The organism is Mesorhizobium sp. WSM1343, assembly GCF_055901535.1.
Map to the genome: position 1 here is coordinate 75,604 of NZ_CM148370.1, position 26,003 is coordinate 101,606.

Sequence of the window (26,003 nt, forward strand, 5' to 3'; positions counted from 1 at the left end):
GGACTAAAAGACCGCAATGGAAAAAGGCCGCATCCTGCTTGCCGTCACCGGCTTTCATCCGCAGCGCTGGCGCGACCTGCTGTCGGCCGAACGCGAGGTGGTGCTGGAGCCGGACGGCGCCAGCGACCCGTCGATCACCTATGCCGTGGTGTGGAAGCAGAAGCCGAACATCCTGGCGTCGCTGCCCAATCTGCGCGCCATCTTCTCGATCGGCGCCGGCGTCGACCATATCTTCGCCGATCCCGGCTTGCCCGACGTGCCGATCGTCAAAATCGTTGCCGACAACCTCACCCAGTACATGACCGAATATGTCGTCTGGCGGGTGCTCGACCATCACCGCCAGGGCCTGCTCTACCGGTCGCAGCAGTCGAAGAAGATCTGGCATGAGCCGCAGCAGAGGCCTGCCGGTGACATTTCGGTCGGCATCATGGGCCTCGGCAGTCTCGGCCGCGCCGCGGCCTCGGTGCTTTTATCGCTCGGCTTTGCCGTCAACGGCTGGTCGCGCAACGAGCGGCCCATGGCAGGCGTCTCCAGCTATTCCGGCGAGGCCGGGCTTATCCCCTTCCTCAAGGCGACCGACATACTGGTCGTGCTTTTGCCGCTGACGCCGGAGACCAAGGGCATCGTCAACTATGGCGTGCTGAAGGAATTGCGCAAGCGCAACGGCCTCGGCGGCTCGGTGCTGATCAATGCCGGGCGCGGCCGCCTGCAGAAGGATGCCGACATTTTGCGGGCGCTGGATGACGGCACGTTGAAGGAGGCAAGCCTCGACGTGTTCGAGGTCGAACCGCTGCCGAAGACCAGTCCGCTGTGGGGGCATCCGAAAGTGTTCGTGACGCCACATGCGGCGGCGACCTCCGATCCGGTGCATCTGGCGCCGATCATGCTGCGCCAGATGGACGCCTTCGAACGCGGCGAAAAGCTCGACAATCTGGTGGACCGCAAGGCGGGGTACTAGCTAGCCGGGCAGAGCAAGCTTCTTCTGCTTGTTTGGCTGGCCGCAGTCGCGTCGATCGATCGACCGGTTCATGGCATCGATCTCACCGCTCGCCTTGTCGGTATCGCGCTTGGCCTTCGAGCGCATGTCCGGCGTGAACGGGCCGAAGCCCATCGCCGGATTGGAGAAGGTCGGCTTGGCCTTCGTCGGCAGGTTGTATTGCTGCGCCAACCCGTTGCGCTGCGCCAGCAACTGGTCGCACGGCACGGTGTCGTATTGCAGGGAGGACTGGACGTTCGCATCCTGCTGTTCCGACATCGACGTGCCGCCGACACAGCCGGCGGTCAGCAGGCAAGAGGCCAAGATCATCATGTTCCAGCGCATCGGCTATGCTCCTCCTGATATCCCGCCCTGACGCGAGCAGATCGCAAATATCAGTCGCGCATGCAAATCGGACTTTTTCACAGCAGGAATGTTTGCGAGGCGGCGAGACTGCCCCTCCGCAGGCGCGCGGCTGACGGAGCATCAAACAAAAAACCCGCCTGTGCGGCGGGTCACTGGCGCAAATCAGCACCATGGGCGAAAATGTACCATAGCTGAGGGCAGGGTGTCAAGAAAAAATTCCTATCGCACCCGACGAAAAGCTGCCGACACCGCCGACCGGCTGTCGTCAGGTCTTTTGTTCAGCTGAGTTCGGAGCCCTGGCCACAACGACCAACCCGTTGACGTGTTCCCCGCGATCCTGCCGGATCGCGGTTGGTTCCAGTGACAGGACCGAAAGCCCGTTGGCGGCCAGCACGTCGAGCACATAGCGTTGCGCATGCGCATAGCGGCGTGACGGCAGCAGCGCGAAATCGCCATCGCCAGCCAGCGTCTCGACGGAAAACGCGAACAGGCCATCCGTGGCCAGCAGGCCGGCAATCGTCTTCACCACGCCGCCCAGCGCACCGACATAGATGAAAACATCGGCCACCGTCACCAGATCGGCTTTCGGACCGGCATAGGGAAAATCCCGCAGATCGGCCTTGTCGAGGAAATCGTAGACGCCCTTGGCCCGCGCCTTTCTCAGCATTTTGGCCGAAATGTCATACCCCTCCAGCCGGTCGGCGATCGGCCGCAGCCTCTGCCCCATCAGGCCTGTGCCGCAGCCGAGATCGAGCGCCAGCGCGAAGCGGCCCGGCCTTGCCGCTCGAATGGCCTGGTCGAGCATCCCAGGCAGGCGGTAACCCAGCCTGCCGACCAGGGACTCGTCGAAGCTCTCGGCATAATGGTCGAACAAGGTCTCGACGAAGGCGCTGGGGAGCGCATCGACCGCCGGCGCCTTGCCGATCAATTGCAGGTTCAGTGCAGCGCCTTGACGATCCGATGGATCGAGTTGCAGCGACATCGTCCACGCCTGCGCGGCCAGATCCGCCGCGCCCGCCGCCTGCTGCATCTCGCCGAGGCGAAACCAGCCCATCGCCCATTGCGGCGTTATTTCCAGCGCACCGAGCAGCAATTCCGCCGCCGCCGCATGATCGCCATCAGCGTGCAGCATCTCGGCATAGTCGGCGCGGCGATCGGCGTTCAAGTCGCCGGACGAAGCCTGAAGCGGTTTCATGGCGATGGGTCCTGCCGGCGGATCGAGCCGGCGGTGCTCTATGCGGGAGTCAGCAGTGACTTACAACAGGCTTCCCGCCGCGGAATTATATCCTATCTTGGAGACCATGCGCACCAGTGTTCTGCTTCACCCCCGGCCCGAGGGCCTCTATTGCCCGCCGGGCGATTTCTTCATCGACCCGGTGCGGCCGGTCAACCGCGCACTGATCACGCATGGCCATTCCGACCACGCGCGTTCCGGCCACCGCTCGGTGCTGGCGACGCAGCAGACGCTCGACATTATGGGGCTGCGCTACGGCGAGGATTTCGCTGGCACGACGCAAGCGGCACAACTGGGTGAGACGATTGCCCTCGATGGCGTCAGCGTCAGCTTCCATCCGGCCGGCCATGTGCTGGGCTCGGCGCAGATAGCGGTCGAGCATCAGGGCACGCGCATCGTCGCTTCCGGCGACTACAAGCGGCAGAGGGACGCGACCTGCGCGCCATTCGAGCCGATCCCGTGCGATGTGTTCATCACCGAAGCGACGTTCGGCCTGCCGGTGTTTCGCCATCCCCCGGACACCGAAGAAATCGCCCGCCTGCTGAAATCGGCCGCGCAGTTCCCTGAACGCTCGCATCTGGTCGGCGCCTATGCGCTGGGCAAGGCGCAACGGGTGATGCGGCTGTTGCGCGACGCCGGCTACGACAGGCCGCTCTACATCCATGGCGCGCTGGCCAAACTCAGTGAGTACTACCAGAGCCAAGGCATCGATCTCGGCACCCTCGAACCGGCGACCGTCGAAAGCGGCGGCAAGGATGATTTTGCCGGCGCCATCGTCGTCGGCCCGCCTTCGGCCTTCGCGGATCGCTGGGCGCGGCGGTTTCCCGATCCGATCTCGTGCTTTGCGTCAGGCTGGATGCGCATCCGCCAGCGCGCCAAGCAGGGCGGCGTCGAACTGCCGCTGATCATCTCGGACCATGCCGACTGGGATGAGCTGACCGCCACCATCAAGGAGACCGGAGCCGAAGAGGTCTGGGTGACGCATGGCCGCGAGGAGGCGCTGGTCCGCTGGTGCGAGCTCAAAGGCATCGCGGCGCGGCCGCTGCACCTGGTGGGCTACGAGGACGAGGGCGATTGAAGCCATGAACCGCTTCGCCGAACTTCTCGACCGTCTGGTGCTGACGCCGTCGCGCAACGGCAAGCTGACCTTGCTGACCGACTATTTCCGCAGCGTCGAGGATCCCGATCGCGGCCTGGCGCTGGCTGCCATCACTGGCGATCTCCACATCGCCGCGGTCAAGCCGGCGATGCTGCGCATGCTCGTCACCGAGCGCATGGATCCGGTGCTGTTCGGCTATTCCTACGACTATGTCGGCGATCTCGCCGAAACGGTGTCGCTGGTCTGGCCGCAAACGCCCGGAAACATCCCGAACCGCGAGCCGACGCTTGGCGAGGTTGTCGCCAAGCTGCAGGCGGCAAGCCGCTCCGACGGACCGAAGGTGCTGGCAGGGCTGCTCGACAGCGCCGGCATCTCGGCACGCTTTGCCATCATCAAGCTGGTCACCGGCGGCCTGCGCATCGGCGTGTCGGCGCGTCTGGCCAAACAGGCGCTGGCGGATTTCGGCAAGGTCGAGGTCGCCGAGATCGAGGAGCTCTGGCACGGGCTGTCACCGCCTTACACAGCGCTGTTCGCCTGGCTGGAAGGCAAGGCCGAAAAGCCCAGGAGCACGGCGTTGGCATTGTTTCGCCCGGTGATGCTGTCGAATCCGGTCGGCGACGGCGATCTCGAAAAGCTCGATCCGGCCGATTATGCCGCCGAATGGAAATGGGACGGCATCCGTGTCCAGGCGGTGGCGGAGGGCGGCATCCGCCGGCTCTATTCGCGCACCGGCGATGACGTTTCGGGCGCCTTTCCGGACCTCGCCGAGGCCATGCATTTTTCCGCGACGCTGGACGGCGAACTGCTTGTCGGCGATCCCCGGGAGGCGACGGGAACCTTCTCCGATCTGCAGCAACGGCTGAATCGCAAGACGGTGGCACCGAAGATGCAGCAGCAATACCCGGCCTTCATGCGCTGCTACGATCTGCTCCAGGTCGGCGGCGAGGATTTGCGCGCGCTGCCGTTTCGCGAACGGCGCGGCCGGCTGGAAAGCTTTGTCGCGACACTCGACCCGAGCCGTTTCGATCTGTCGCCATTCGTGGACTTCACGGACTGGCAAACGCTGGAGGAACTGCGCCGGGCGCCGCCGCATCCGATCATCGAAGGCGTCATGCTGAAGCGCTGGGACTCAGCCTATGTCGCCGGCCGGCCGAAAGGTCCGTGGTTCAAGTGGAAACGCGATCCGCACACAGTGGACGCGGTGCTGATGTATGCGCAGCGCGGCCACGGCAAACGGTCGAGCTTCTATTCCGACTATACGTTCGGTGTCTGGACAGGTGCCGAAGGCGAAGAAGAACTGGTACCGGTCGGCAAGGCCTATTTCGGCTTCACCGACGAGGAGTTGAAGCAGATCGACAAATATGTCCGCGACAACACGATCGAGCGTTTCGGGCCGGTGCGCTCGGTGCGGGCCGACCGCGACAACGGCCTGGTGCTGGAAGTCGCCTTCGAAGGACTGAACCGCTCGACCCGGCACAAATCCGGCGTCGCCATGCGCTTTCCCCGCATTTCGCGATTGCGCTGGGACAAGCCGGCCAACGAGGCCGACCGCATCGAAACGCTGCAGGCGCTGCTCGACCGCTAATTTCGCGCGTGCAGGGTTCGCTACGGCTCGATCGAAACGCGGATTTCGTAGATGTCGGCGGCCTTGCCCTGCTTGTCGAAGTCGGAATTGATGGCAATGGTGCCGGCCGAGCCCGGATGCTTGTCGGGAAACTGCACGTCGAACAGATATTCGTTCTGCTGCTGGCCGACCGCATAGCGCTTGCGGCCGCAGTCGCCGAGTTCGCCGAAATTGCAGTCGACCGAAATCTGCGTCTCCTTGCCTTCTTCGGAGCGGGCAATGATGTCGAACACGGCATGTTTGCCGGCCAGTTTCTCCAGCACGCCTTGTCCAACGTCGAAGCTGATCGCCGAACCGGACGCGCCGGAACGGATGCGCAGGAACGAACCGGTATCGTCCTTCATCACCTCGGCCCTGGCGTCCGATGGCGCACTGACATGCGATGCATCGGCCGGCGAAAACACATTGATCCAGTCGCGCGACTGGTCGGCGGCGCCGGGTTTTGCCGGACCGCCGTCGGCCGGTGTGAAATCGTCGTCCTCGACGGTCGGCGGCGCTTCAGGCGGTGCGGTGTCGAGTTGGGCCGACGTCTTGAACACGCCGGTCTGCACGGCGAAGAACAGGCCGATGCCAACTGCTGCCAGCAGTGTCACGGTCAGGAAGATGGCGGTCAGCGGCAGGCGACGCCCTCTTATGCGTCGTTCATCGCGGTCGGGCGCCACTTCCGTGGTCGCGCCGGCCGAGGCCGGAACCGACATGTCGATGGCCGGAGCATCGGGAAGCGTGGCGTCCGGCATGATGTCGGGAACGACGGGCAGGACGCGCGAGCGCGGCGCATCGGCAGCGGATTGCACGGGGCCGTCGACGACGACATCGGGGGACGATGCCTGTCGGCCGGTTTCGACCGCGGACGCCGAGTCCGCTCCGAGTTCGACCGCCGGTGCATCGCCCTGCGGGCCGACATCCGGCACCGCCGGCAGGAACTCGGATTCGATTTCGGTGATTTTCGCCTGGATTGCCTTGCGGCGCTTGATGGCGACCTCAACGGTCACACCGGGATTGGCCTGGAGCGCGCGATCAAGCGCGGCAAAAGCCGAGCGATAGACCCTCTCGCGGAACGCGCGGTCCTCGGCATTGCCTTTCTCCAAGGCGTTCCGGATCGCTTTTTCGATCGCGTCCAAGCGGGTCCCTCTGTCTTTGCCAACCTTGCCGTGATCGTTAGCCGCAGGCGACCAATCAATCAACGGGCGAGCGGCGCATTCTGCCTCGCAGAGGTATGCAAAGTCCATTCCGGCGCTGTTCCGGCAACAAAATCAGCATGTTTCACCGATCTTCACGCGCGGGGAGCGCACGCACCGTGCGCCGCATCCCCTTGACGATTGATTGGCGGACAAGGCGGCGGCCGGCTTTCGAGGGTGCCATGACGCCGCCGCAGGAATTGCCAAGTCGCATCTTGAATTCGCGCCCGGTTGCGTCTATCACCGCCGCATCTTGGAGGCGTTGGCTTCCCGGGCCGCTTTAGCTCAGTTGGTAGAGCACCGCATTCGTAATGCGGGGGTCGCGTGTTCGAGTCACGCAAGCGGCACCATTTACTTGTTCACAGCCGTCCATTCGTTTGGGGCCGCCCCCCAACATCTCACGACTTAGATGGGACGGCTGACGTGCCTCGGGACTGCTTGAAGTCGGTGGGAGTAAGGCCAGTTTGGCGCTTGAAGGCGCGGCTGAAGTGTCCCGCATTGCTGAAGCCACAGCGGAATCCAATCTCGCCCATGTTTAGGTCGCTAACCTCGAGGAGCGTCTTTGCGTAGTGCACGCGTATCGCGAGATATGCCGACAGTGGGCTCCTACCGATTTCAGCAAAAAACAACCGTTCAAGCTGTCGTCTCGAAACGCTGAGCGACCCTGCAATGTCGCTGACAGCCAACGTTTCTTGGACGTTGCTCTCCATGAGAAGGAGGGCACGCCTCAGTTGTCTACTTTCGGCGTTTGGGAAAAGATCTCCCACGGGCTGGACGTCGCGGGTCGTCCTGACCCGATCAAGAATAAGGATCTTGGCAGCTTTCTCGCTGGCTTTCTTACCAATGGACTCTGCCACAAAATGACCAGCCAGGTCGGCCGCTCCGACACCGCCAGCGCAGGTTGCGCGGCTTCTGTCGACGGAGAACAGGCTATCCGCATGTGCCAAGACTTGCGGGAACATGGTACGGAAATCTTTGACGTGGAGCCAGCTCACGGACACGTTGTAGCCGTCCAGCAATCCATATCGAGCGAGTACGAAACTGGCTGTGCAGAGCGCCGTCAATCGAACTCCGCGCGATGCGGCCTTTAGCAGGAAGGCTTCCTTCTGGCTTCCAAGAGTATCGCCCGTGTTCAGAAGCCCCCCAACGACAACGATATCGTCGTATTCCTCCGGGTGCTGGAGTTCTCTCGTCGGCATCACTTCGATGCCGCAACTTGCGCGGATAGGCAAACCACGCTCGCCAACCACTTGCCAGTCGAACTCTACTCTTCGACTCCGATCATCCTCGTCGCCCGCAAGCCGCAGCGTGTCGACGAAAAGCGCAAACGGCGAAAGCGTAAAATGGCGCGTCAGCAGAAACGCAAACTTTCTGGCCATCTCTCGTCATCACCGGTTAGATCGGAGAACTACTGCAGCGTATCGAAAAGTGCCGCGACGATCATTTCAGGCGCATCTTCCTGGACGAGATGACCTGCTTGAGGCACGGCCGTCATCACCCCGTTGGTGAGCTTCTCGGACAATTTCTGTCCTTGCGCGATTGGGATCCACTCGTCTTCACGACCCCATAGAATTCGAACGGGAAAATTCATCGGCCTATAAAGCTTTTCGACTTCGTCGGTGAATTTTTGATCCATTTGGGCGATCTGTCGATAGAAGGCCGGCTTGCCTACGGGCCCAAGCCAAGGCTGCATGTAGAGGTCCAGAGCTTCGCTGCGAAGGGTCTGGAACGCCGCGCCTTGCAGGTACGCTCGCAAGATCGATTCGTGAATGTAATCCGGGGCGCCGGCAAACGCGGCTTCGTGCTTTCGCACATGCTGCACCAATGCGGAGCCCCAAGGGGCGACCGCCACAGGGTCGACCAACAACAGGCTACGATACCGCACATCGTTAAGATAGTGGGTGCGAAGTGCAGTCGAGCCGCCAAAATCATGACAAAGGACGTCAGGCTCCTTCACGCCCCACTCCTTCAACAGTGAGGCAAAAAGTTTGTTCTGCACGCCTAGCGACACATCCTGACCATCCGCCTTTGCGGATTGACCATATCCGAGGAGATCGAAGAAATAGACCGTCCGGCGTGAAGCTATGAGAGGCGCTATGCGGCGCCATACTTGTGACGAAAACGGCGTTCCATGAAGCATCACCAAGGGAGCGCCCTCCCCGATCCGGCCCCACGCAACGTCCTGGCCTTCAAAACGAAACGACTGATCTAGCTTCAGCATCGGTGCCTCTTGATAACCTCTATGATGATGATTGCGGAAATCGTCCCAAGGCGGAACGATCCCGAGCGACGCCTATCGTTCTGCGCGGTTCCCTGGGTTCGCCGGCTGATTGGCAGAGTACAACACCGGTCGAAATGAACTGGTGCCCCCACCGTTTTCGCTACCCCACAGTCCGCCGTATCCAATCATGGCCGCCATGATCTGGTCCTTTGTCACTCGACCCAACGGTTTGCCGTGTCCGTCGACGACGACGCTCTCGTGCCCGCCATGCTGGCACATCAGCTTTGCAGCCGCATTCAGGGTGGTGTCAGCTGAGAGAAGAGATTTCGGCAAAGCGCTCGCCGGATTTGACGGCGTCATAATCGCGTCAACTCGTATTATACGTCCTCTGTTGACGTCCTTTACAAACGAGGCCACGTAGTCATCTGCCGGCCGAAGAACGATGTCCTGGCTCGAACCTTGTTGAACTATCTGGCCGTTGCGAAGGATGGCAATCTGGTCTCCCAGTCTCAACGCCTCATCAAGATCGTGCGTGATGAACACGATCGTTTTTTTCACCTCCTGCTGAATATTCCGCAGCATCTCCTGCATGTCTGATCGAATGAGGGGATCGAGGGCAGAAAACGCCTCGTCCATCAGCAGGATTGGCGAGTCGCTTGCCAAAGCCCGAGCCAACCCGACACGTTGCTGCATGCCGCCCGAAAGCTGGTTCGGATACCGGTTTTCAAATCCGTTCAACCCAACGCGTGAAATCCAGCGCATCGCCTTTTCACGATGCCTATAGCGATCGCCGCCTTGGATCTCCAGGCCGTACAGGGTGTTCTCCAGAACGTTGCGATGCGGAAGCAAAGCAAATTTTTGAAACACCATCGCCGTGGTGTTGCGACGAAAGGCCCGCAAAGCATGCTCATCCAATTTGAGAACGTCTTGGCCGCCAACGATGATCTGGCCAGCCGTCGGCTCAACCAGCCGGTTAATGTGCCGTATCAAGGTGGATTTCCCGGATCCCGAAAGGCCCATTATGACGTGGACCTGGCCAGCAGCCATATTGATGCTAACGTCGTTCAGTCCAAGGACAAGCCCGTGGCGTTCGTTCAACTCATCTTTCGTCATGCCTCTCGCCAATGCATTCAGGTGGTTGTTGGCATTGGCTCCGAAGAGCTTGAACAGATGTGAGATAACGATTCCGACTTGTTTTTCTTCACGATCAGGCATGCATCAACTCCAGGTGTCGCTGCAGCCGCTTGCCATAAGCTTGGCTGATACGGTCAAAAATGATGGCGATACCAACAATGGCTAGTCCATTGAACAAACCCAGCGTGAAATACTGATTGTTGATCGCTTTGAGGACGGGTTGACCCAAACCCTGCACCCCGATCATCGAGGCAATGACGACCATGGCTAATGCCATCATGATGGTCTGATTGACGCCAGCCATGATGGTCGGCAGCGCCAGGGGAATCTGGACGTCTCGCAGCTTTTGCCAATTGGACGAACCGAAGGCATCGGCCGCCTCTAGTACGTCCTTGTCCACGAGGCGGATGCCCAGATTTGTCAGCCTGATCATGGGAGGGATCGCATAGATTACGACGGCTATCACACCAGGAACCTTGCCGATTCCCAGCAGCATCACCACCGGGATCAGATAAACGAAGCTTGGCATGGTTTGCATGACATCGAGTACCGGATTGATGACCCTCTGGATGCGCTCCGATCTCGACATCGCAATTCCAACCGGCGCACCGAGCACGATGGCTATGATCGTCGAGACAAGGATCATGGACACCGTCTTCATCGTATCGTCCCACATGTTCAGGAACCCGATTGCAACGAGGGTGACGACGGTTCCAGCCACGGTTGTCAAGTTTCGGGATGCAAGCCATGCCAGCCCAGCCGCCAGCGAAATGATCAGCGGCCAGGGCGTGTCGGTTAGAAAGTGCTCGCACTTGATCAGAAGGTACTGCAACGGCGCGAAAACGCCCTCAATTGAATCGCCGTATGTTCGGGTGAAGGTTCGAAAAGCGTCATCCAGCCCCTTTTTGACAAGCCGCAAGGCCTCGTCATTGAGATGGGGAAAATTTGTCAGCCAATCCATGAGGAGTTCTCGGTCGGTCAGCCCAGTGAGGGCAATGGCGGTCGCAATGATGGCCGCTCTAAAGGCCACCACCGCGACACGTTGATTAAAGTGCCGCTTTGATTTTTCCGGCGACGCCGACCGGGACCCACTTGGCCCAGATATCCTCGCGTGTCTTGAGGAAATACTTTGCCGCATCGTCACCAGTGGCCTGGTTGTCGGTCATCCAGGTCAAGAGACCGTTCACCGTATCGTTGGACCACGACCGGGTTTGCAGGTACTCCATCACTGCGGGATCAGTACGATCCGAAAAGCCTTTCGTGACGATCGTCTTTACTCGATCTTGCGGCCAAACGTTTGGCTTTGGATCGGCACAATCCGCCACTGTATTGCAACGCTTCCATTCAGCCTGATTGTAAGGAACCCCGAAGTCGAGCTTCACCATTTCATACTTTCCCAGAATCGACGTCGGAGCCCAATAGAATCCGAGCCAGCCTTGGTGGCGCTCATATGACTTTGCTATCGATCCATCCAAGCCGGCTGCCGATCCGGTGTCGATCAAGGTGAAGCCGGCTTTTTCAGCGCCGTAGGCTTTGAAGAGCTGCGTTGTAACAACCGTCGCGCCCCAGCCCTGAGGCCCATTGAAGACCGCCCCTTTCGATGAATCTTCAGGTGCTGGAAAGAGCTCCGGATGTTTGAGCGCATCCGCAATGGTTTTGATATCCGGGTGTGCTTCGGACACATACTTTGGAATCCACCACCCGTTGACGCCACCATCTTTGAGGGCCGCGCCAGTTTCAACAAGCTTGCCTAGCTTGATGCCGGTAGCGACAACATCTGGCAGCAGATCGACCCAGATCTCGGGAGCAACATCGGGCTTTCCCTTTTCGATCATGGAGGTGACCGTCGGCACGGTGTCCCCTTCGAGAATTTCCGCATCACATCCGAACCCAGCTTTAAGAATGAACTTGTCCAGGCTTGCCAGCACTTCAGCGCTCTGCCAATTCATGCTGGAGATTGTCAGCTCACCGCAGCTTGATGCAGCATTCGCAGGGAGTGACTCCAGTACAAGAATTGTCAGGCATGCCGCCGCCAGTGGGAGATTTTTCACGTCGTTTCCCCTTTCATTTGCCTATGTGTTACTGAGTAGCGCGCTTGATCGGAGCCGGTCTGTCCGGCGACCGTGATGACGGAACAGACACGCAACGCATCAAAGAGCGCAGCATGGATGTTCCTCGAAGAGACCGCGTCACCAATCCGGAACAACACGAAATCACCGGCCGGATTCACCGTTCGGTACTCGGCTTTGCCGTCCAATAGAGATGCTACTTCTATTTGGCCGTTGTTGACTGAATGACTTTGAAGATCGAAGTACAATTCAGCGTTTTCTTCCGTCCCGACTTCATAGAAGACATGATCGGCCTGGAATTTTTCTTCCAGGTCGGTGAGGACGTTTCGCACGGTGACGGTCAAACGGTTGCCGTCAGGGCTCAAGGCAACGATCTCACGGTCGGTGAGGAAGTTCACCCCGCGCTGATACAGGTTGCGCATGCCGACGCCGTAGTTCGTCGGCCCGAGATTATGAAGAGGTGTGCGATCCGGCGTTAAGAGAGTGACGCAAGCACCGGATTGGGTTGCTACCTCCGCCGCCACCAGCGAGTGATGGTCGCCTCGATCGTCGAAAATGATGACCTCTCCAACAGGAGGCTGTCCGGTGAACACGTCCCAAATCGGCCGGGCAAGATGCGCGCCGCCAATGTTCAGCGAGCGCGGCAGTGCGCCTGTCGCGATCACCACCAACACAGGTTTCTCACGCAGGATGTCCTCGGCTTCCGCCAGCATGTTGTAGCGAACATCAACGCCGAGATGCTCGAGTTCATTGACCAGCCAATCGATGACCCCGCGCATCTGGCGCCTGGTGGAACCTGCGGCCGCCATGTTAATCTGCCCACCCAGCTGGTTGGACGCTTCGAACAGGGTCACCCTGTAGCCCCGCTCGGCGAGAACACGGGACGCCTCCAGTCCTCCTGGCCCTCCACCAACAACGACAGCGCGCAAACCCGCTATTTCATGGCGGCGAAAGCGATGCGGGAAGAAACGCTCGCGACCGGTCGCGGCATTCTGGCCGCATAAAGCGTCTTTGCCTTGATTAACCCGGTCTGCGCAGTAGTTCATTCCGACGCAGGTGCGGATACGATCTTCCTGCCCGGTTTGCAGCTTTGAGACCAGGTAGGGATCGGCGATGTGAGCCCTGGTCATTCCCACCATATCGACAATGCCGTCGCGCAGGGCATGGCGAGCAGTTGCGATATCGGCAATGCCTCCTGCATAGAATATAGGTAGTGAAACGGCCTCACGTATGTCTTTGGCAACTCCAAGGAAACGGGCTGCGGGAGTGCCCATAGGAGGCATCCATTGAGCCAAGCCCAGATCGTCGTATGGCGCTCCCGCAAGCACGTTGAGGAAGTCGACCAGGCCGCACTGCTCAAGCCGCTGGGCGATCTCGATGCAGTCCTCGCGGCTGAGCCCACCTTTGAGGAAATCGTTACCGGTGATCCTCAGTCCTATGATGAACTCGTCGCCCACAGCATCGCGGACGCCGTTCAGGACGTCGAAGGTGAGTCGAAGCCGGTTCTCCAGGGAGCCGCCATAATCGTCCTGTCTGAAATTGATCAGAGGGGATAGGAATTGTCCCAGCAAGTGCGAGTGCGACAGGATTTCGATTCCGTCAAAACCGCCCTTTTTGCATCGTACAGCCGCGGCCGCAAAGTCCTTGGTGACGCGTACTATGTCAGCCCTTTCCATACTCTTTGGATAGGCTCGGTGCGCCCGTTCTCGCGTGTTAGATGGTCCTATTACTGGCAGCCATTCCCCTACGTCGCTGGATGTACGCCTCCCCATATGTGTCAGCTGACACATAATCGCGGCGCCATGGGAATGAACGCCCCCGGTAAGCAGTTCAAACCAAGGCAGGATGCTGTCATCGCCGGCATAAAGTTGCCCAAACGCGGACGGGCTGTCCGACGAAACGTTGGTCGATCCCCCCACCACCGTTAGAGCAAGCCCTCCCTTGGCCTTCTCCTCATGATAGAGCCGGTAGCGCTCCGTAGGCCAACCGTTCTCTACATAAGCCGGCGCATGAGCGGTGCTCATAATCCTGTTTCGAAGTTGCAGAGACCTGAGCTGGAATGAATCGAGCAACGGGTCCTTTTGTCGATGGCTATCGTGAGATGGCACTCTTGGCTTCCTCAGCGTATTATGGCTGGGACTATGATTACGGGGTGCTTTTCGGATAGTCAGCGTAAGATCGATCACGCCTGAGGTAAATCAGATTGACGTCTCGTCCGCCTTTGAGATTGCCGCCACTACACAGTCTGGTCGCGTTCGAAGCGGCGGGAAGCCACATGAATTTTACCGCTGCGGCTCATGAGTTGAATGTCACCAGGGAAGCGGTAAGCATGCAGGTCAGGCTCCTGGAATCCAGGCTTGGCGCCAAATTGTTCGAGCGGGGGCAACGAGGCGTGGCACTTACAGAATATGGGCGCCAATTTCACAATACAGTTTCAGAAAGCTTATGGCTGATCTCAAGGGAGTTTAACGAGAAAGTCGCTGACATTCCGGCAAATGTAACAGTTAGTACAACCGTTGCATTTGGAAGTTGCTGGCTGATGCCGAGGTTGGCTGATTTTCGAATTCGCAATCCCGGGATCAATATAAAACTGGTTGAAACCGATGAATGCTTGGATATGAGCAAATTCGGGATAGACATTTCGATTAGATATGGTCGCGGTGACTGGAATAGATTGAAGTCCGAGAAAGTGTTTAGTGAGGAGTTTTTTCCGATTTGCAGTCCAGGATATGTAAATGCTGTCGGCGCCGAAAACCTCCGCAAGTTTCAAAACGTGACGCTGCTGCATCTAGATGGGCGGGCTCACGAATGGGAGAATTGGGACAAGTGGCTTGAATTCGCGAAGCTAACTTCTTTACGCCCTCAGCAAGGAATCTGGTTTCAGAATTACGACAATCTGCTGCGGGCCACCCTCGAAGGGCAAGGGTTGGCGTTGGGATGGACACGCCTTGTTGAGGAGAAGCTGTCAAATGGGAGTCTCGTACGCCCTTTTGACCTCACCCTCACGACCGGCAATGGCTACTACATTCTTGAAGCTCCAGCGAATGCTCCAAATCGTGCCAGCAAGATCTTTAGGAACTGGATACGCGACAAAATGCGCATCTAGTCCCGTCGCCGTCGGGCGCTCATGGCAACCATGCAAGGATTTTTTCGTGTGTAACAGCGCCGTTACCCGCTGAAGGCCGCACACAGTAGTGTTCTTGTACATCGCGGATTTATACTGATTCGTAACTGGCTAGCTTTCCAGTTGAGTTCATGGACTACGCGCCCTCACTTGCGTCGGGTGGGATGGCCGATCCCATGCTGATTCAAGGCGCGGGCAAGGACGTTACGGGACGATGTCTAGGGAACTCGTTGCGACCCGCTTGGCATTTGATCGGCTGGCGGTCTTCGGCGCCGGTGGCCCCTGGGCTCGACGGTCAACGATTACTCGATCAGCATGAGCCGGCAATTGGCTGCCCGCAAGCGCACCATCCCCCCTCCTTTTCGTCGTCTACCCCTTCGCATCTGGTGCAAAGGATTGCGGCGCCGGCCTGGCAGATCTGCCATTGTCGAGACCCCGGTTTGGTGTGAAACTCATGGCCTCAGCATGGGAGGTCAAAAAATGCCCAACAATTTCAAGACCGGAGACGTGGTCAAGCTGAAATCCGGAGGCCCCAGGATGACGGTCAGCGATGGCGCAGCCTCGGGCATGTATCTGTGCCACTGGTTCAATCGCGAGGGCGAGGTGTGGACCCCGCAGCATGCCGGGTTCAAGCCCGAACAACTGATTGCGGCCGACCAGTCGGACTAGAGCTCCTTCCATCCCGATCGACGGGATGCGCACCCGAGCACGAACGGATCAGCACGCGCGACCGACGGATTTTCCGGGTCGCGGCGTTTAACGGTTGAAGCGCGATGACGGCACAAGCCGTCTGCGTCGCGCCAAGCTGGAGACGCACAACATGATCAGCCGTTCGATATTAGTCGTTGCCTTGAGTTTGCAGACCGTTGCGGCTCTTGCCCAGGCAACGACCCCGCCTGCACCGCAGACCGCCGCGCCACTTGCCGCGCCAGGCGCGTCGGGGACCAGGTCCGACATCACGCTGGCCAAATTCCAGAAGCGGCGCGAAAAGGCGATCATGGCGGCCGACACGGATGGCGACGGCAAGATCAGCCTGCTGGAATGGGAGGCCTTTCAGGCGAAGCGCAACGTCAAGAGCGACGCCGCCAAATCCTTCCCGCGGATCGATTCCAACCATGACGGCTTCATCGATCGCGCCGAACTCGATGCCTTCTTCGCCAAGCGCTTCGCCCGGCTGGACAAGAATGCCGACGGCATTTTGACGGCCGACGAACTGCCGGGCCACAAAACCGCTCCCAAGCAAGAGCAATGACCAAGAGGCAATGACGCGCGATGAACATCGGGAGTGCGCCGACTGATGGCTGCGGATCCGGACGAGGAGCTGGTTCGCCGTGTCGGCGCCGGCGAGCCGGCAGCCGTGCAAACGCTCGTCGCGCGCAAGCTGCCGCGTATCCTGGCGCTTGCCGTGCGCATGCTCGGCGATGCGGCGGAGGCCGAGGATGTCGCGCAGGAAACCTTCGTGCGGATCTGGCGCCATGCCGCGAGCTGGCGGCGCGGCAATGCGCGCTTCGACAGCTGGATCCACCGGGTGACGCTCAACATTTGCTACGACCGGCTGCGTCGCAGGCGCGAGTGGGTGACCGGCGACCTGCCGGACGTCGCCGATCCTGCGCCGCTTCCCGATGCTCATTCCGAGGAAGAAGCCCATCGGGTCGAACGGGCGCTGCAAGCCATAGCGCCGCGCCAGCGCGAAGCGATCGTTCTGGTCTACTATCAGGAGATGTCCAATATCGAGGCGGCAGCGACACTGCAGATCAGCGTCGATGCCCTGGAAAGCCTGCTCGCGCGCGGCCGGCGGTCGCTGCAAGCGATCCTGGCGGAGGATGGCGCCGATGAGTAAACGCCGGGCAAGCAGCAACGCAGCACGGCCATTGCGCCTTGCTGGTGCCGCCTGGCGCTCGGCGCCGACGGGCAAGGGGGAGACACATGGCTGAAGGGTCCAGGAACGAACCCGCAATGGATGCCAGGCGCTTTGCCGCCTTGGCGCAGGCCTATGGCGGCGACTTGCGGCGATGGCCCGAGGCCGAGCGAATGGCCGGCACGGTCTTTGCCGCAAGCGACGCGGGCGAGGCCATCTTGAGGCAGGCCGGGACACTTGACGCGCTGCTCGACAGCTACCGCGTCGACGCCCCGGACAAGGCACTGCACAGCAGCATTCTGCAGGCTGCCGGCCGGCACATCGTCCAGCGCCGGCGTCAGTGGTTCTGGTGGCTGGGACTTGGACTTGCCGGCATTGGTCTGGCCGGTGCCGTGGCAGGACTGGCCCTGGTGACCATCGTCACGCCGGAGGTCCAGCCGGACCACTATGTGCTCGATGCCGATGTAACGGCGTTTGGCGATGCCGGCCCGGATGCCGAGAACGGTGAGGAAAACCTATGAGCCCGCGCTGGATCCGTGGTCTGGTCATTGCTTCCGTGGTGCTGAACGTCTTTCTGGCCAGCGCATTTGTCGGTGGCGCGGTCTGGCTGAGAAATGCCAAATCGGGCTTCTCCCTGGAATCGGCCGGCCGACAGCTGCCCGACCAGGACCGCAAGGCGTTCCGCGAGGCGCTGCGCCAGGTTCGCGTGCAGTCCCGTCAGATCATTCTCGATGGCCAGCAGGCGAGGCAGGAGGCAGCGGACCTGTTGCAGCAGCCTGTCATGGACAAGGCCGCCTTGTCCGCCGCCCTGGAACGGGCACGCAATGCCGATGTGACGGTGCGCAGCCGGCTTGAACAGGCCATTGTCGACTTCGCGGCGAGCACATCGCCTGAAAACCGGAGCGTGCTGGCACAGGCGTTGCTGCGCCATATGGAACGCCGCGCCACCGTTACGCCAAAAAAATCGCCATGACGACCGACGGAAAAGGCCGGAGACGCCGTTTAACGATGCGAAGGGACAAGCCTGCCCTGTGCACCATACAGGACGGCCATCTTCATCGTCGAAAGCACTCGGAGTCCAATTATGAGTCGCCTGAAAAACTATGCAGCAACCGCTATCCTGGCCATCGGTGGAACTGTCGCGACAGCCTCCGCGTCCAGCGCAATGCCCATCGTGTCCGTTGCCAAGCCAGCCACCCCGGCACTGGTCGAGCATGTCCGCTGGGGCTGCGGCATCGGCTGGCACCCTAACAGATGGGGCCGCTGCGTGCCGAACGGCGTCGTCGTCGTGCGCCCGCGCTACCACTACTGGCACGGTCCGGCCTACGTCTGGCATCCGCATCATCACTGGCGCCACTGGCACCATTACTGATCAAAGCACCGCGGGGCCAGGCACCTTCGGGGCGGCCCCGCGCGAGCGCTGGCGCGCACCGGACAATCCCGACCAGCCGAGTTAAGGTTAAATTCACTATACATTTGTTCTTAGCCCGCAAATAATCGAAGAATTTCCCGAAACTATGCTCAGGCATCTTCGTGGGAAAATCTGTGGTTCAGCTTCAAGGTCTTGGACGGGTGCTCTGCCATCCGCTGACGCTGGCCGTGGTCAGCCTTGCAGGCGTCTTCGCCGCCGGACGGGCCGAGCACGAATGGCTGTCGGTGCCGTTCTCGCTGGCGCTGGTGGCTGCCCTTGCCGGACTTCTGTTCCTGGCTTCGGGGCGCCTTGCCTTTTCCGTCTATCTCGCCTGGATGGGCATTGCCTTCGTCACCGTGGTTTCGGCGATCAAGTTCAGGCTGAAGGGGTTTTCGCTGCACTTCTACGACACGGTCTTCGTGTCGAGGGATCCGGAAGTGTATCGTTTCCTGCTCGGCTCCTACCTCCATCTGATCGCGCCGGTCGTCATTGCCCTGGGGCTCGGCATTACGGCGGCGGTGCTTCTGTTCCGGATCGATCGGAAAATCGGCTGGCCGGTGTCGGCACGCGTCCTGGTCATGGCGGCGCTCGTCGTTCTGGTGCCGCTGACCTTTCCGGCCGAGGCCTCGAAGGACCGCTATTTCTACTACATGCAGGGCCGGCACATGTCGGCCTTCTTCGTCTCGCTGCTGGATTTGCACAACCTGGTTGTAGAATCGGGCTTCGAAAAGCGGCTGCAAGCCGTGGCGCCGCAGCCGCCTTTTGCCGACACGGTCGATTGCGGCGACCGGGCTGATCTTCCCGACGTCTTTTTCGTGCTCAGCGAAAGCCAGTCCGATCCCGGCTATTTTCCGCAGGTCGGCAACGGCGCGGGATTCCTGCAGAGATTCGCACCGGGGGCCGGCACGCCGCACCAGATGCAGGTCGAGACGTTTGGCGGCGGCACTTGGATCACCAATCTGTCGCTGATGACCGGCCTGTCGGCCACCGATTTCGGCTGGCGAAGCCCCTATCTGACCATCACCCTGCAGGACAAGGTCGCCGGAGCCTTGCCGGAGGTGCTGGCGCGTTGCGGATATCGGACTGTCGTGATGACGCCGATGGACTTTTCGTTCGTCAATGAAGGGCCGTTCCTGAAATCGATCGGTTTCGAGACCGTGCTCGACATCAAGGACATCGCCGCGCCCTTCTATCACCTGCGCGACAACTTTTATTACCAGGCGGCCGAGGCATTCATCGCCAGGCACCATAGGGAAGACGGCCGGCCGCTGTTCCTCGAAATCCAGACCATGTTTCCGCACTCACCCTATGAGGGGCGGATGGAGCCCGGGCTGAAGGTCGAGGGCGAGCCTTTCTCGGGCGATTTCCAGGCCAATGAGTATCTGCGCCGGATGGCGGTAGCGCGCGGCGATTTCCAGGATTTCCTCGACAAGAGGCAAGCGGATGCCGGTGAACGCGGCGCCGTGGTGCTCGAATTCGGCGATCACCAGTCGTCGGCGACCAAGCCGTTCGTCGAGGCGATCGCCGGGGACGACGCCTTGGCGACCCCTGGCTCGCTTGCCTATCGCACTTTCTACACGCTCACCACCTTCAACCATCCTTTGCGCCATCCGATGCCTGACCTGGCCCCGCTCGACGTCGGCTTCCTCAGCGCAAGCCTGCTCGACGCCGCCGGCCTGCCGATGTCGCCTGTCATGGCCGATCTCGTGCGCCTGCGCGACCGTTGCGGCGGCAGGTTTCATGGTTGTCAGGATCGGGCGGAGGTCGATGCGCATCTGCGTAGGCGCGTCGATTCAGGGCTGCTGTATCTGTTCGCCGAAGCGGCGCCGCTGCATGGGCTGGCGCCGCTCCAATCTGTGGATGCCCGTTAAATCAGCCTATTTTATCCGGCCCCAGCGTCGCCACGGTCTTCAGCGCACCATCCAGCATGTGGCCCTTCTCGTCCTTCAGCGCCATCTCGCGCAGGCGGCGGATCCAGTCGGCGGCGTCGGTGCGGCCCTTGACCAAGTCGAGCGCCGAGAGCACGCGGTCGAATTTCGATTGCGCCCGGACATGGGTGTCGCTGTAGCCCTTGATCAGCCGGCGGCAGTTGAGGATTTCGACGGCCAGTGCGTAATCCTGGGGCACATGGTCGAGCGCCAGCGCGTACCAGCGGTCGAGATGCGCGACCTCGACCTTGTGGCGCAGCAGGTTGCGGCGCCAGCGACGCAGGCCGCCGATGAACCACAGAGCGGCAAAGCCGGCAAAACTGTCGGTGCGGATGCGGCGGCCATGATTGATGCGACGATCGAGAAAGGCGGCGAGCTTCGGCCGGTTTTCGATGTAGCTGCCCAGACCCGCCGGCAGCGTGCCGCAGAACTCCTCGATGCGCGGATGGAAATATTCGGTCACCTGCAGGATCGAGCCATCCTTGACGCCGACCTCGCGGCGCACGCGTTTGTCGCGCGTCGAACGTGTCTTGAGATCGGCGACGCGGATCATGTCGTCGTAGCACAGCGCGTTGGCCAGATGCTTGGCGGCAGCGATGGACAAGCCATAGCCCTGAATCGGCCCGTCCAGCGCGACGGCCTTGTCCAACCGGTCGAGATAGTCGCGCCCATAGGCGATGTCCTGATAGTCGACGACCTTTCTCAAGCCTCGAAGCGCCATATCGCGCACGGCCACCGGCAACAGATCGATGCGGGCAGCCAAGGCCTGCCAGCCTTGCAGCAGGTTTCGCGGGCCACTCACCTGTCCGGCGCCCAGGGCAGATTCGACAATCGCGGGCTCGGCCGGCTTTGGCACCGGCGCTGCCGTGCCGCGCGCACGGTCAAACGCGGCACCGAAGGCGGCGAGGCTGGCCTTGACGCCCCGGCCGCCGGCACCGATCGCCTGTTCGTAGCTCTCGCGCGTGAACGGCAGGGCGTCGGACCCCGCCAGCGCGCCAAGCAGGCTGGCCGAGATCATCGAGCCATTGTCGGCGGCGATCTTTTCCATGTCGAAAGCGATGAAGCGCTTCGATGCGGCTTCCGCCGTTGCATGCACCTTGGAGGACGAAGCCCGGCCGTCGCCCGGTTCGATCTTTTCCGACACGGCGGCGATGCGGTGCGACGAGGCGATCAGCGTGGTGCGCTCGGGCGTGACGAAGCCGCGAATGATGGCGCGGCCGGCTTCCATCAACTCCGCCGCGATCAGTATGTCGACATCGCCCTGCGAGGGCGACAGCGCAAAGACCGGCAGCCGGCCGGTGTCGCGGGCCATCTCGACATAGTAGATGGTGGCGCCGGTACGCTGGGCGACGCCGGCGACCGAGGTCGACTGCGCGACATAGCCGTTGCGCTCGGCGACATCGGTAATCCAGTCGGCGAGCACGCCGCCGCCCTGGCCGCCGACCGCCAGCACGGCGAGCTTGATGACACGCTCACCATCTTGAGCGCTGGCGTGGGCGCGAAGTGGGGGGACGGCGTCAAGCATCGGCGAAAGTCAGGCGCCGGCTTTCGCGGCGACGCTGCAACAGGCTGATGGTGGCGCGGCGCGCCGCTTCCAGGAAGCGATCCCAGCGGCTTGGATTGTGGACGACGTCGGCGCGATAGAAGGACGGGCAGAGCACCGCCGCATCGGCGACCTCGCCGCAATTGCCGCAGCCGACGCAACTCTGGTCGATATGCGCGACCGGATCGTCGCGCAAAGGATCGTCGAGCGACTTGACCGACAGCGATGGGCAGCCGGACAGCCGCATGCAGGCATGGTCACCGGTGCAGATGTCCTCATCGACGCCGAACTTCGGTTTCACGACACGGGTCCCGCCCTTGATCGCCTTGTCGACCAGCGGCTTTTCGCGGCGCTGGCGGTTGAGCATGCATTCGGACGAGGCGACGATGACTTTCGGCCCCTTCTCCTCCGTCGTCAGCGCCTCGCGCAGCGTGTCCTGCATCTTGGTCACGTCATAGGTGCGGTCGACATGGCGCAGCCATTTGACGCCCATGCCTTTGACCGCCTCGGTGATCGGATGCTTCGTCGACTTGGTCTTGTTGCCGGCGCGGGATGAGAGGATGTCCTGGCCGCCGGTGGCGGCCGAGTAAAAATTATCGACGATGACGATGACGCCGTCGTTCTTGTTGAACACCGCGTTGCCAATTGAGGAGGTCAGGCCGTTGTGCCAGAAGCCGCCGTCGCCGACGAAGGAGATGGAACGCCGCTTGGCATCAGGCGAATTGAAGGCTGAGGCGGAGGCCGGGCCCAGCCCGTAGCCCATGGTGGTGGCGCCGAGCTCGAAAGGCGGCATGATCGAGAACAGATGGCAGCCGATGTCGGAGGCGATGTGATGCTTGCCTAGCTCCTGCTCGACCAGTTTTGTCGCGGCAAAGATCGGCCGTTCCGGGCAGCCGATGCAGAAGCCCGGCGGACGGCCCGGCACGACATTGATGAGGTCAGCGGCATCAACGCCGTCGCCGACCTTGTTGGGCGCGCGCACCTCGCCCGGCAAAAGATGCGGCGCCTCGGCGCGCAGGAAGGCGCCGATGCCGTCGAGCATGACCTGGCCGGTGTATTCGCCGGCCATCGGCAGATGCTCCTTGCCGACCAGCCTGGTGCCTCGACCGGCCTTGTGCAGCATCGAAGCAAAGGCCTGTTCGATGTAGTTGGGCTGGCCTTCCTCGACGACCAGCACCGACTGCTTGCCCTCGCAGAACGACAGGAACTCGTCGTCGATCAAGGGATAGACGGCATTGAGCACATAGAGCGGCACGTCGGTGTCGCCATAGGTGTCGGCAAGGCCGAGCCGCTGCAGCGCGCGGATGACCGAATTGTACATGCCGCCCTGCATGACGATGCCGACCGAGCCATGGTCCGAGCCGAAGAACTCGTTGATCTTGTTCTTGGCGATGAAGTCGACCGCCGCCGGCCAGCGTTTCTGCACCTTCTCCTTCTCATGCAGGAAGGAGGCGGGCGGCAGCACGATGCGGCCGGTGTCGCGGCGCGGCGCGTCGAGGGCATCGGCGACCGTCATCGGCGGCCGCTTGTTGTCCTTGGCGATGAAATGGCCATGCACGTGGCAGCAGCGGATGCGCACCTGCAGCATGACCGGCGTGTTGGAAATCTCCGACAGCTCGAAACCATCCTCCACCGCCTTGACGATCGATGGCAGATTGGGTCGCGGGTCGAGCAGCCACACCTGGCTTTTCATGGCGAAGGCATGGCTGCGCTCCTGCATGATCGAGGAGCCCTCGCCATAGTCTTCGCCGACGATGATCAGCGCGCCGCCGGTGACGCCGCCGGAGGCGAGATTGGCGAGCGCGTCTGAGGCGACGTTGGTGCCGACCGTCGACTTGAAGGTCGCCGCACCGCGAATGGGATAATGCACTGACGCCGCCAGCATGGCGGTGGCAGTGGCTTCCGAGGCGCTGGCTTCGAAATGCACGCCGAGCTCGCCCAGAATGTCCTGCGCGTCGGCCAGCACGTCCATCAGGTGGCTGATCGGCGCGCCCTGATAGCCGCCGACATAGCCGACGCCGCATTGCAGCAGCGCCTTGGTGATGGCGAGAATGCCTTCGCCGACAAACTCCTCGCCGGCACCGAGCCTGAGTTTTTCGACTTCCCTGGCAAAAGACCGTTCGGCCATTCTTTTTCTCCCTTCCGTTACCGCCAGCGCTGGCGGCGCGTAGGTCTAGATGTCGTGCTTGCGAATGTTCTTCAGCATCTTCAAAAGCGTGGCGATGAGTGCGGAATATTCGGCATCGTCGATGTCGTCGAACATCGCTTCGAACGCGTCGTGCATGGCCGGCCAGGCGCGGGTGAACTCGGCGCGGCCCTCGTCGGTCAGGAACACATGGCGGATTCGGCTGTCGGTGACACCCTGCTCGCGTCGCACCAGACCCTGGCCCTCCAGCGTATCGAGGGTCCGGCTCAAGGTCGATTGCTCGATGACCGTATAGACCGAGAGGTCGTTGACGGTGATGCCGTCGGTGACCGACAGCACGGCGAGCGTGCGCACCTGCGGAATGGTCAGGCCCTGCTTGCGGAAATCGTCGCGCAAGGTGGCGTTGTAGCGGCCCATGATGCGGTTCATCAGATAGGGCGCGAATTGCTGCAGCCCGATCTGCCCCAGGGTCGAAATGCGCTGGCGCTTTTCCGCGACCTTCTCTTCCATCACAGCCTCCCCGCCAGGAGAAATCCGGAACCGCCGCCGAGACCCGCGCCCGGGTGGGTCGAGGCGCCGATATGGTAGAGACCCTTGATGCCGGTCTGATGGTTGCGGCTGGTCTTGAACGGCCGCCACAGGAAAGACTGGTCGATGGTCGAGGAACCGCCATAGGGGTCACCGCCGACCAGGTTGATGTTCATCGCTTCGAGATCGGCCGGCGAATAGGCGCGGCGCGCGATGATGCTGTCCTTGAAGCCGTCGATATGGCTGGCGAGGATCGCCTCCGTGCGATCGGCATAGGCCTCGCGCAACGCGTCGGTCCATTGCCCGTCGGCCGGGGCCTGCAGTTTGCCTGCGGCGTCGCCCTTGATAAAGCGAGGCGCCTCTGGCAGTTGCAGCCACAGGATCGCCTTGCCCTCCGGGCAGCGCGATGGGTCAAGCGCATGCGGCTGGCCGACACAGATGGTCGGCACCTCCGGCAGCATGCCGCGCGCCGCCTCGTTGCAAGCTTTCGAGACGCCATCCAGGCCGGGCGTGAGGTGCAGCAACGCCACCTTATCCAAGCCTTCGCCCGGCCATGCGGGCGGTTTGTCCAAGGCGTAGTGGATCTGGAAATTGCCTTTGCCGTAGCGGTACTTTTGCGTCGCCTCGACATCGGCTTTGGGTGCATCCGCGCCAAGCAGCCTGCCATAGAGCTGCGTTGGCGTAACCGAGCAGATGACGCTCTTGTCGGCATTGATTGTCTCGCCCGAGGCCAGCCGCACGGCGGTTGCCCGGCCATTGTTTTGAACGATCGAAGCGACATCGGCGCCGGTGCGGATATCGCCGCCGCGTTCCCGAATCAAAGCCTCGAAGGCCGCCAGCAGGTTTTTTGCCCCACCCTTGACGATCGGTGCTCCGGCCGCCTCAAGTGCGAAGGCGATCACCTTGGCGATCTGGCCGGAGAAGGCGTCCTCGGGTCCAAGCCCGGCATGCAGTACCCAGGGTGCCCACAGCGCGCGGATGGTTTCGGACCGGTAGGTGTTGTCGAGCCAGCCGCGCGCCGGCACCAGAGCTTCGCCGAGGAAGGCGGCAAGGCCGCGCGGGCCACGCCGCCAGCCATCACCGGCAAGCAGCTTCGCTGTCGGGTAGGACCACAGGTTGCCGCCGAGCAAGCCAAATAGCAGGCCGGCATTGCGTTCGATGCCGCCGACATCATCCGCGTGCCGGTCACCGTCGCCTGCCGCGATTGCGTTGAGGGCGGCGATGTTGGCGGCACGGTCGGTGCTGAGCACGGCATGGCTGCCATCCGGCCGCAGCACGCCCGTCGGCGTGCCCGTGTGGCAGAACTCCAGCCCGTGGCGCGCGAGATCGGCGCCCAGTGCCGCAAAGGCCGGCGAGGTGATGAACAGCACGAAGGTCGTCGCCATCACATCATGGATGAAGCCGGGTGCGGTGATCTCCTCGGTGCGCAAGCAACCGCCAATGCGGTCGTTGCGCTCCAGGACGAGCACACGCGCCCCTTTGCCGCCGAGCATCGCCGCGCAGACCAGCGCGTTGATGCCGCTGCCGACGATGATGTGATCGGGGGCGGTCATTGGCGGTTGCT

At 61.6% G+C, this 26,003-nt stretch carries 24 protein-coding genes and 1 tRNA gene; 12 read left to right on the plus strand and 13 right to left on the minus strand.

Features of this window, described 5'->3' with window-relative positions; all coding sequences use genetic code 11:
* Positions 1-16: 16 nt before the first annotated feature.
* Positions 17-958, plus strand: coding sequence for a 2-hydroxyacid dehydrogenase (locus AC0NIL_RS00365; RefSeq protein ID WP_275954090.1), 942 nt, complete (start codon positions 17-19; stop codon positions 956-958).
* On the opposite strand, the gene AC0NIL_RS00370 is transcribed toward AC0NIL_RS00365, so the two are convergent.
* Together AC0NIL_RS00370 and AC0NIL_RS00375 are read right to left on the minus strand one after the other, a co-directional pair.
* Complete coding sequence (locus AC0NIL_RS00370) at positions 959-1,321, minus strand: hypothetical protein (RefSeq protein WP_275954091.1); 363 nt, start codon at positions 1,319-1,321, stop codon at positions 959-961. It abuts the gene before it with no gap.
* A 286-nt stretch (positions 1,322-1,607) separates the two neighbouring features.
* Complete coding sequence (locus tag AC0NIL_RS00375) at positions 1,608-2,537, minus strand: class I SAM-dependent DNA methyltransferase (protein WP_063169969.1); 930 nt, start codon at positions 2,535-2,537, stop codon at positions 1,608-1,610.
* Positions 2,538-2,643: 106 nt separating this feature from the next.
* Here AC0NIL_RS00375 and AC0NIL_RS00380 point away from each other — a divergent pair, with 106 nt between their 5' ends.
* Entirely contained in the window at positions 2,644-3,654 is a 1,011-nt protein-coding gene (locus tag AC0NIL_RS00380; RefSeq protein ID WP_275954092.1) for a ligase-associated DNA damage response exonuclease, read from the plus strand.
* A gap of 4 nt (positions 3,655-3,658) precedes the next feature.
* Positions 3,659-5,260 carry a cisplatin damage response ATP-dependent DNA ligase gene (locus AC0NIL_RS00385; protein WP_275954093.1) on the plus strand — a complete coding sequence of 534 codons (1,602 nt, stop codon included), beginning with the start codon at positions 3,659-3,661 and terminating at the stop codon, positions 5,258-5,260.
* A gap of 20 nt (positions 5,261-5,280) precedes the next feature.
* Here the strand turns inward: AC0NIL_RS00385 and AC0NIL_RS00390 are convergent, their stop codons facing one another.
* Positions 5,281-6,420: a hypothetical protein gene (locus AC0NIL_RS00390; protein WP_275954094.1), complete on the minus strand. Its 1,140-nt coding sequence runs from the start codon at positions 6,418-6,420 to the stop codon at positions 5,281-5,283.
* A gap of 331 nt (positions 6,421-6,751) precedes the next feature.
* Here AC0NIL_RS00390 and AC0NIL_RS00395 point away from each other — a divergent pair.
* Positions 6,752-6,827, plus strand: a tRNA-Thr gene (locus AC0NIL_RS00395).
* A 48-nt stretch (positions 6,828-6,875) separates the two neighbouring features.
* Here the strand turns inward: AC0NIL_RS00395 and AC0NIL_RS00400 are convergent.
* The 6 genes from AC0NIL_RS00400 to AC0NIL_RS00425 all read right to left on the minus strand — a co-directional run bounded on the left by AC0NIL_RS00400 (position 6,876) and on the right by AC0NIL_RS00425 (position 13,925).
* Positions 6,876-7,856 (minus strand): GlxA family transcriptional regulator, encoded by a 981-nt coding sequence (locus tag AC0NIL_RS00400; RefSeq protein WP_275954095.1) that lies wholly within the window; start codon positions 7,854-7,856, stop codon positions 6,876-6,878.
* A gap of 29 nt (positions 7,857-7,885) precedes the next feature.
* The gene (locus AC0NIL_RS00405; protein WP_013527951.1) at positions 7,886-8,698 is read right to left on the minus strand and encodes an alpha/beta fold hydrolase; all 813 of its coding nucleotides are present in this window, start codon (positions 8,696-8,698) and stop codon (positions 7,886-7,888) included.
* A 72-nt stretch (positions 8,699-8,770) separates the two neighbouring features.
* Complete coding sequence (locus AC0NIL_RS00410) at positions 8,771-9,913, minus strand: quaternary amine ABC transporter ATP-binding protein (RefSeq protein WP_275954096.1); 1,143 nt, start codon at positions 9,911-9,913, stop codon at positions 8,771-8,773.
* Positions 9,906-10,793, minus strand: coding sequence for an ABC transporter permease (locus AC0NIL_RS00415; RefSeq protein WP_275954097.1), 888 nt, complete (start codon positions 10,791-10,793; stop codon positions 9,906-9,908). The genes AC0NIL_RS00410 and AC0NIL_RS00415 overlap by 8 nt, the downstream gene beginning before the upstream one ends.
* An 85-nt stretch (positions 10,794-10,878) precedes the next feature.
* Positions 10,879-11,883, minus strand: coding sequence for an ABC transporter substrate-binding protein (locus AC0NIL_RS00420; RefSeq protein ID WP_024503416.1), 1,005 nt, complete (start codon positions 11,881-11,883; stop codon positions 10,879-10,881).
* Complete coding sequence (locus AC0NIL_RS00425; RefSeq protein ID WP_474048348.1) at positions 11,880-13,925, minus strand: oxidoreductase; 2,046 nt, start codon at positions 13,923-13,925, stop codon at positions 11,880-11,882. Before AC0NIL_RS00425 ends, AC0NIL_RS00420 begins: the two co-directional genes overlap by 4 nt.
* A gap of 251 nt (positions 13,926-14,176) precedes the next feature.
* On the opposite strand from AC0NIL_RS00425, the gene AC0NIL_RS00430 reads away from it, so the two are divergent.
* From AC0NIL_RS00430 to AC0NIL_RS00465, 8 genes are all read left to right on the plus strand, one after another.
* Positions 14,177-15,007, plus strand: coding sequence for a LysR substrate-binding domain-containing protein (locus AC0NIL_RS00430; RefSeq protein WP_474048350.1), 831 nt, complete (start codon positions 14,177-14,179; stop codon positions 15,005-15,007).
* A 498-nt stretch (positions 15,008-15,505) separates the two neighbouring features.
* Positions 15,506-15,694, plus strand: a complete 189-nt coding sequence (locus AC0NIL_RS00435; protein ID WP_013527958.1) for a YodC family protein — start codon at positions 15,506-15,508, stop codon at positions 15,692-15,694.
* A gap of 151 nt (positions 15,695-15,845) precedes the next feature.
* Positions 15,846-16,277 (plus strand): EF-hand domain-containing protein, encoded by a 432-nt coding sequence (locus AC0NIL_RS00440; protein ID WP_275954099.1) that lies wholly within the window; start codon positions 15,846-15,848, stop codon positions 16,275-16,277.
* 45 nt (positions 16,278-16,322) lie between these two features.
* Positions 16,323-16,865 (plus strand): RNA polymerase sigma factor, encoded by a 543-nt coding sequence (locus tag AC0NIL_RS00445; RefSeq protein WP_275954100.1) that lies wholly within the window; start codon positions 16,323-16,325, stop codon positions 16,863-16,865.
* A gap of 86 nt (positions 16,866-16,951) precedes the next feature.
* Positions 16,952-17,404 (plus strand): hypothetical protein, encoded by a 453-nt coding sequence (locus AC0NIL_RS00450; RefSeq protein ID WP_275954101.1) that lies wholly within the window; start codon positions 16,952-16,954, stop codon positions 17,402-17,404.
* On the plus strand, positions 17,401-17,856 hold the full coding sequence (locus tag AC0NIL_RS00455; protein WP_473573268.1) for a periplasmic heavy metal sensor: 456 nt from the start codon (positions 17,401-17,403) through the stop codon (positions 17,854-17,856). Before AC0NIL_RS00450 ends, AC0NIL_RS00455 begins: the two co-directional genes overlap by 4 nt.
* A 111-nt stretch (positions 17,857-17,967) precedes the next feature.
* Positions 17,968-18,255, plus strand: a complete 288-nt coding sequence (locus tag AC0NIL_RS00460; protein WP_013527963.1) for a GCG_CRPN prefix-to-repeats domain-containing protein — start codon at positions 17,968-17,970, stop codon at positions 18,253-18,255.
* 173 nt (positions 18,256-18,428) lie between these two features.
* Positions 18,429-20,165, plus strand: coding sequence for a sulfatase-like hydrolase/transferase (locus AC0NIL_RS00465; RefSeq protein ID WP_473573270.1), 1,737 nt, complete (start codon positions 18,429-18,431; stop codon positions 20,163-20,165).
* 1 nt (position 20,166) lies between these two features.
* On the opposite strand, the gene AC0NIL_RS00470 is transcribed toward AC0NIL_RS00465, so the two are convergent.
* From AC0NIL_RS00470 to AC0NIL_RS00485, 4 genes are read right to left on the minus strand one after another with little or no spacing between them, the layout of a single operon-like run.
* Positions 20,167-21,747 carry an indolepyruvate oxidoreductase subunit beta family protein gene (locus tag AC0NIL_RS00470; RefSeq protein WP_473573271.1) on the minus strand — a complete coding sequence of 527 codons (1,581 nt, stop codon included), beginning with the start codon at positions 21,745-21,747 and terminating at the stop codon, positions 20,167-20,169.
* Positions 21,740-23,893 (minus strand): indolepyruvate ferredoxin oxidoreductase subunit alpha, encoded by a 2,154-nt coding sequence (locus AC0NIL_RS00475; RefSeq protein ID WP_275954106.1) that lies wholly within the window; start codon positions 23,891-23,893, stop codon positions 21,740-21,742. Before AC0NIL_RS00475 ends, AC0NIL_RS00470 begins: the two co-directional genes overlap by 8 nt.
* 45 nt (positions 23,894-23,938) lie before the next feature.
* Positions 23,939-24,421 (minus strand): MarR family winged helix-turn-helix transcriptional regulator, encoded by a 483-nt coding sequence (locus AC0NIL_RS00480; protein ID WP_013527967.1) that lies wholly within the window; start codon positions 24,419-24,421, stop codon positions 23,939-23,941.
* Entirely contained in the window at positions 24,421-25,992 is a 1,572-nt protein-coding gene (locus tag AC0NIL_RS00485) for a phytoene desaturase family protein (protein WP_275954107.1), read from the minus strand. The genes AC0NIL_RS00480 and AC0NIL_RS00485 overlap by 1 nt, the downstream gene beginning before the upstream one ends.
* Between the last annotated feature and the right edge of the window lie 11 nt (positions 25,993-26,003).

Coding starts and splice junctions, on each gene's coding strand:
- AC0NIL_RS00375 (WP_063169969.1), bottom strand. CDS start 2,537: ATGAAACCGCTTCAGGCTTCGTCCGGCGACTTGAACGCCGATCGCCGC.
- AC0NIL_RS00475 (WP_275954106.1), bottom strand. CDS start 23,893: ATGGCCGAACGGTCTTTTGCCAGGGAAGTCGAAAAACTCAGGCTCGGT.
- AC0NIL_RS00485 (WP_275954107.1), bottom strand. CDS start 25,992: ATGACCGCCCCCGATCACATCATCGTCGGCAGCGGCATCAACGCGCTG.
- AC0NIL_RS00370 (WP_275954091.1), bottom strand. CDS start 1,321: ATGCGCTGGAACATGATGATCTTGGCCTCTTGCCTGCTGACCGCCGGC.
- AC0NIL_RS00380 (WP_275954092.1), top strand. CDS start 2,644: ATGCGCACCAGTGTTCTGCTTCACCCCCGGCCCGAGGGCCTCTATTGC.
- AC0NIL_RS00430 (WP_474048350.1), top strand. CDS start 14,177: ATGAATTTTACCGCTGCGGCTCATGAGTTGAATGTCACCAGGGAAGCG.
- AC0NIL_RS00440 (WP_275954099.1), top strand. CDS start 15,846: ATGATCAGCCGTTCGATATTAGTCGTTGCCTTGAGTTTGCAGACCGTT.
- AC0NIL_RS00410 (WP_275954096.1), bottom strand. CDS start 9,913: ATGCCTGATCGTGAAGAAAAACAAGTCGGAATCGTTATCTCACATCTG.
- AC0NIL_RS00365 (WP_275954090.1), top strand. CDS start 17: ATGGAAAAAGGCCGCATCCTGCTTGCCGTCACCGGCTTTCATCCGCAG.
- AC0NIL_RS00460 (WP_013527963.1), top strand. CDS start 17,968: ATGAGTCGCCTGAAAAACTATGCAGCAACCGCTATCCTGGCCATCGGT.
- AC0NIL_RS00445 (WP_275954100.1), top strand. CDS start 16,323: ATGGCTGCGGATCCGGACGAGGAGCTGGTTCGCCGTGTCGGCGCCGGC.
- AC0NIL_RS00455 (WP_473573268.1), top strand. CDS start 17,401: ATGAGCCCGCGCTGGATCCGTGGTCTGGTCATTGCTTCCGTGGTGCTG.
- AC0NIL_RS00435 (WP_013527958.1), top strand. CDS start 15,506: ATGCCCAACAATTTCAAGACCGGAGACGTGGTCAAGCTGAAATCCGGA.
- AC0NIL_RS00425 (WP_474048348.1), bottom strand. CDS start 13,925: ATGAGCACCGCTCATGCGCCGGCTTATGTAGAGAACGGTTGGCCTACG.
- AC0NIL_RS00400 (WP_275954095.1), bottom strand. CDS start 7,856: ATGGCCAGAAAGTTTGCGTTTCTGCTGACGCGCCATTTTACGCTTTCG.
- AC0NIL_RS00415 (WP_275954097.1), bottom strand. CDS start 10,793: ATGGATTGGCTGACAAATTTTCCCCATCTCAATGACGAGGCCTTGCGG.
- AC0NIL_RS00405 (WP_013527951.1), bottom strand. CDS start 8,698: ATGCTGAAGCTAGATCAGTCGTTTCGTTTTGAAGGCCAGGACGTTGCG.
- AC0NIL_RS00450 (WP_275954101.1), top strand. CDS start 16,952: ATGGCTGAAGGGTCCAGGAACGAACCCGCAATGGATGCCAGGCGCTTT.
- AC0NIL_RS00385 (WP_275954093.1), top strand. CDS start 3,659: ATGAACCGCTTCGCCGAACTTCTCGACCGTCTGGTGCTGACGCCGTCG.
- AC0NIL_RS00480 (WP_013527967.1), bottom strand. CDS start 24,421: ATGGAAGAGAAGGTCGCGGAAAAGCGCCAGCGCATTTCGACCCTGGGG.
- AC0NIL_RS00470 (WP_473573271.1), bottom strand. CDS start 21,747: ATGCTTGACGCCGTCCCCCCACTTCGCGCCCACGCCAGCGCTCAAGAT.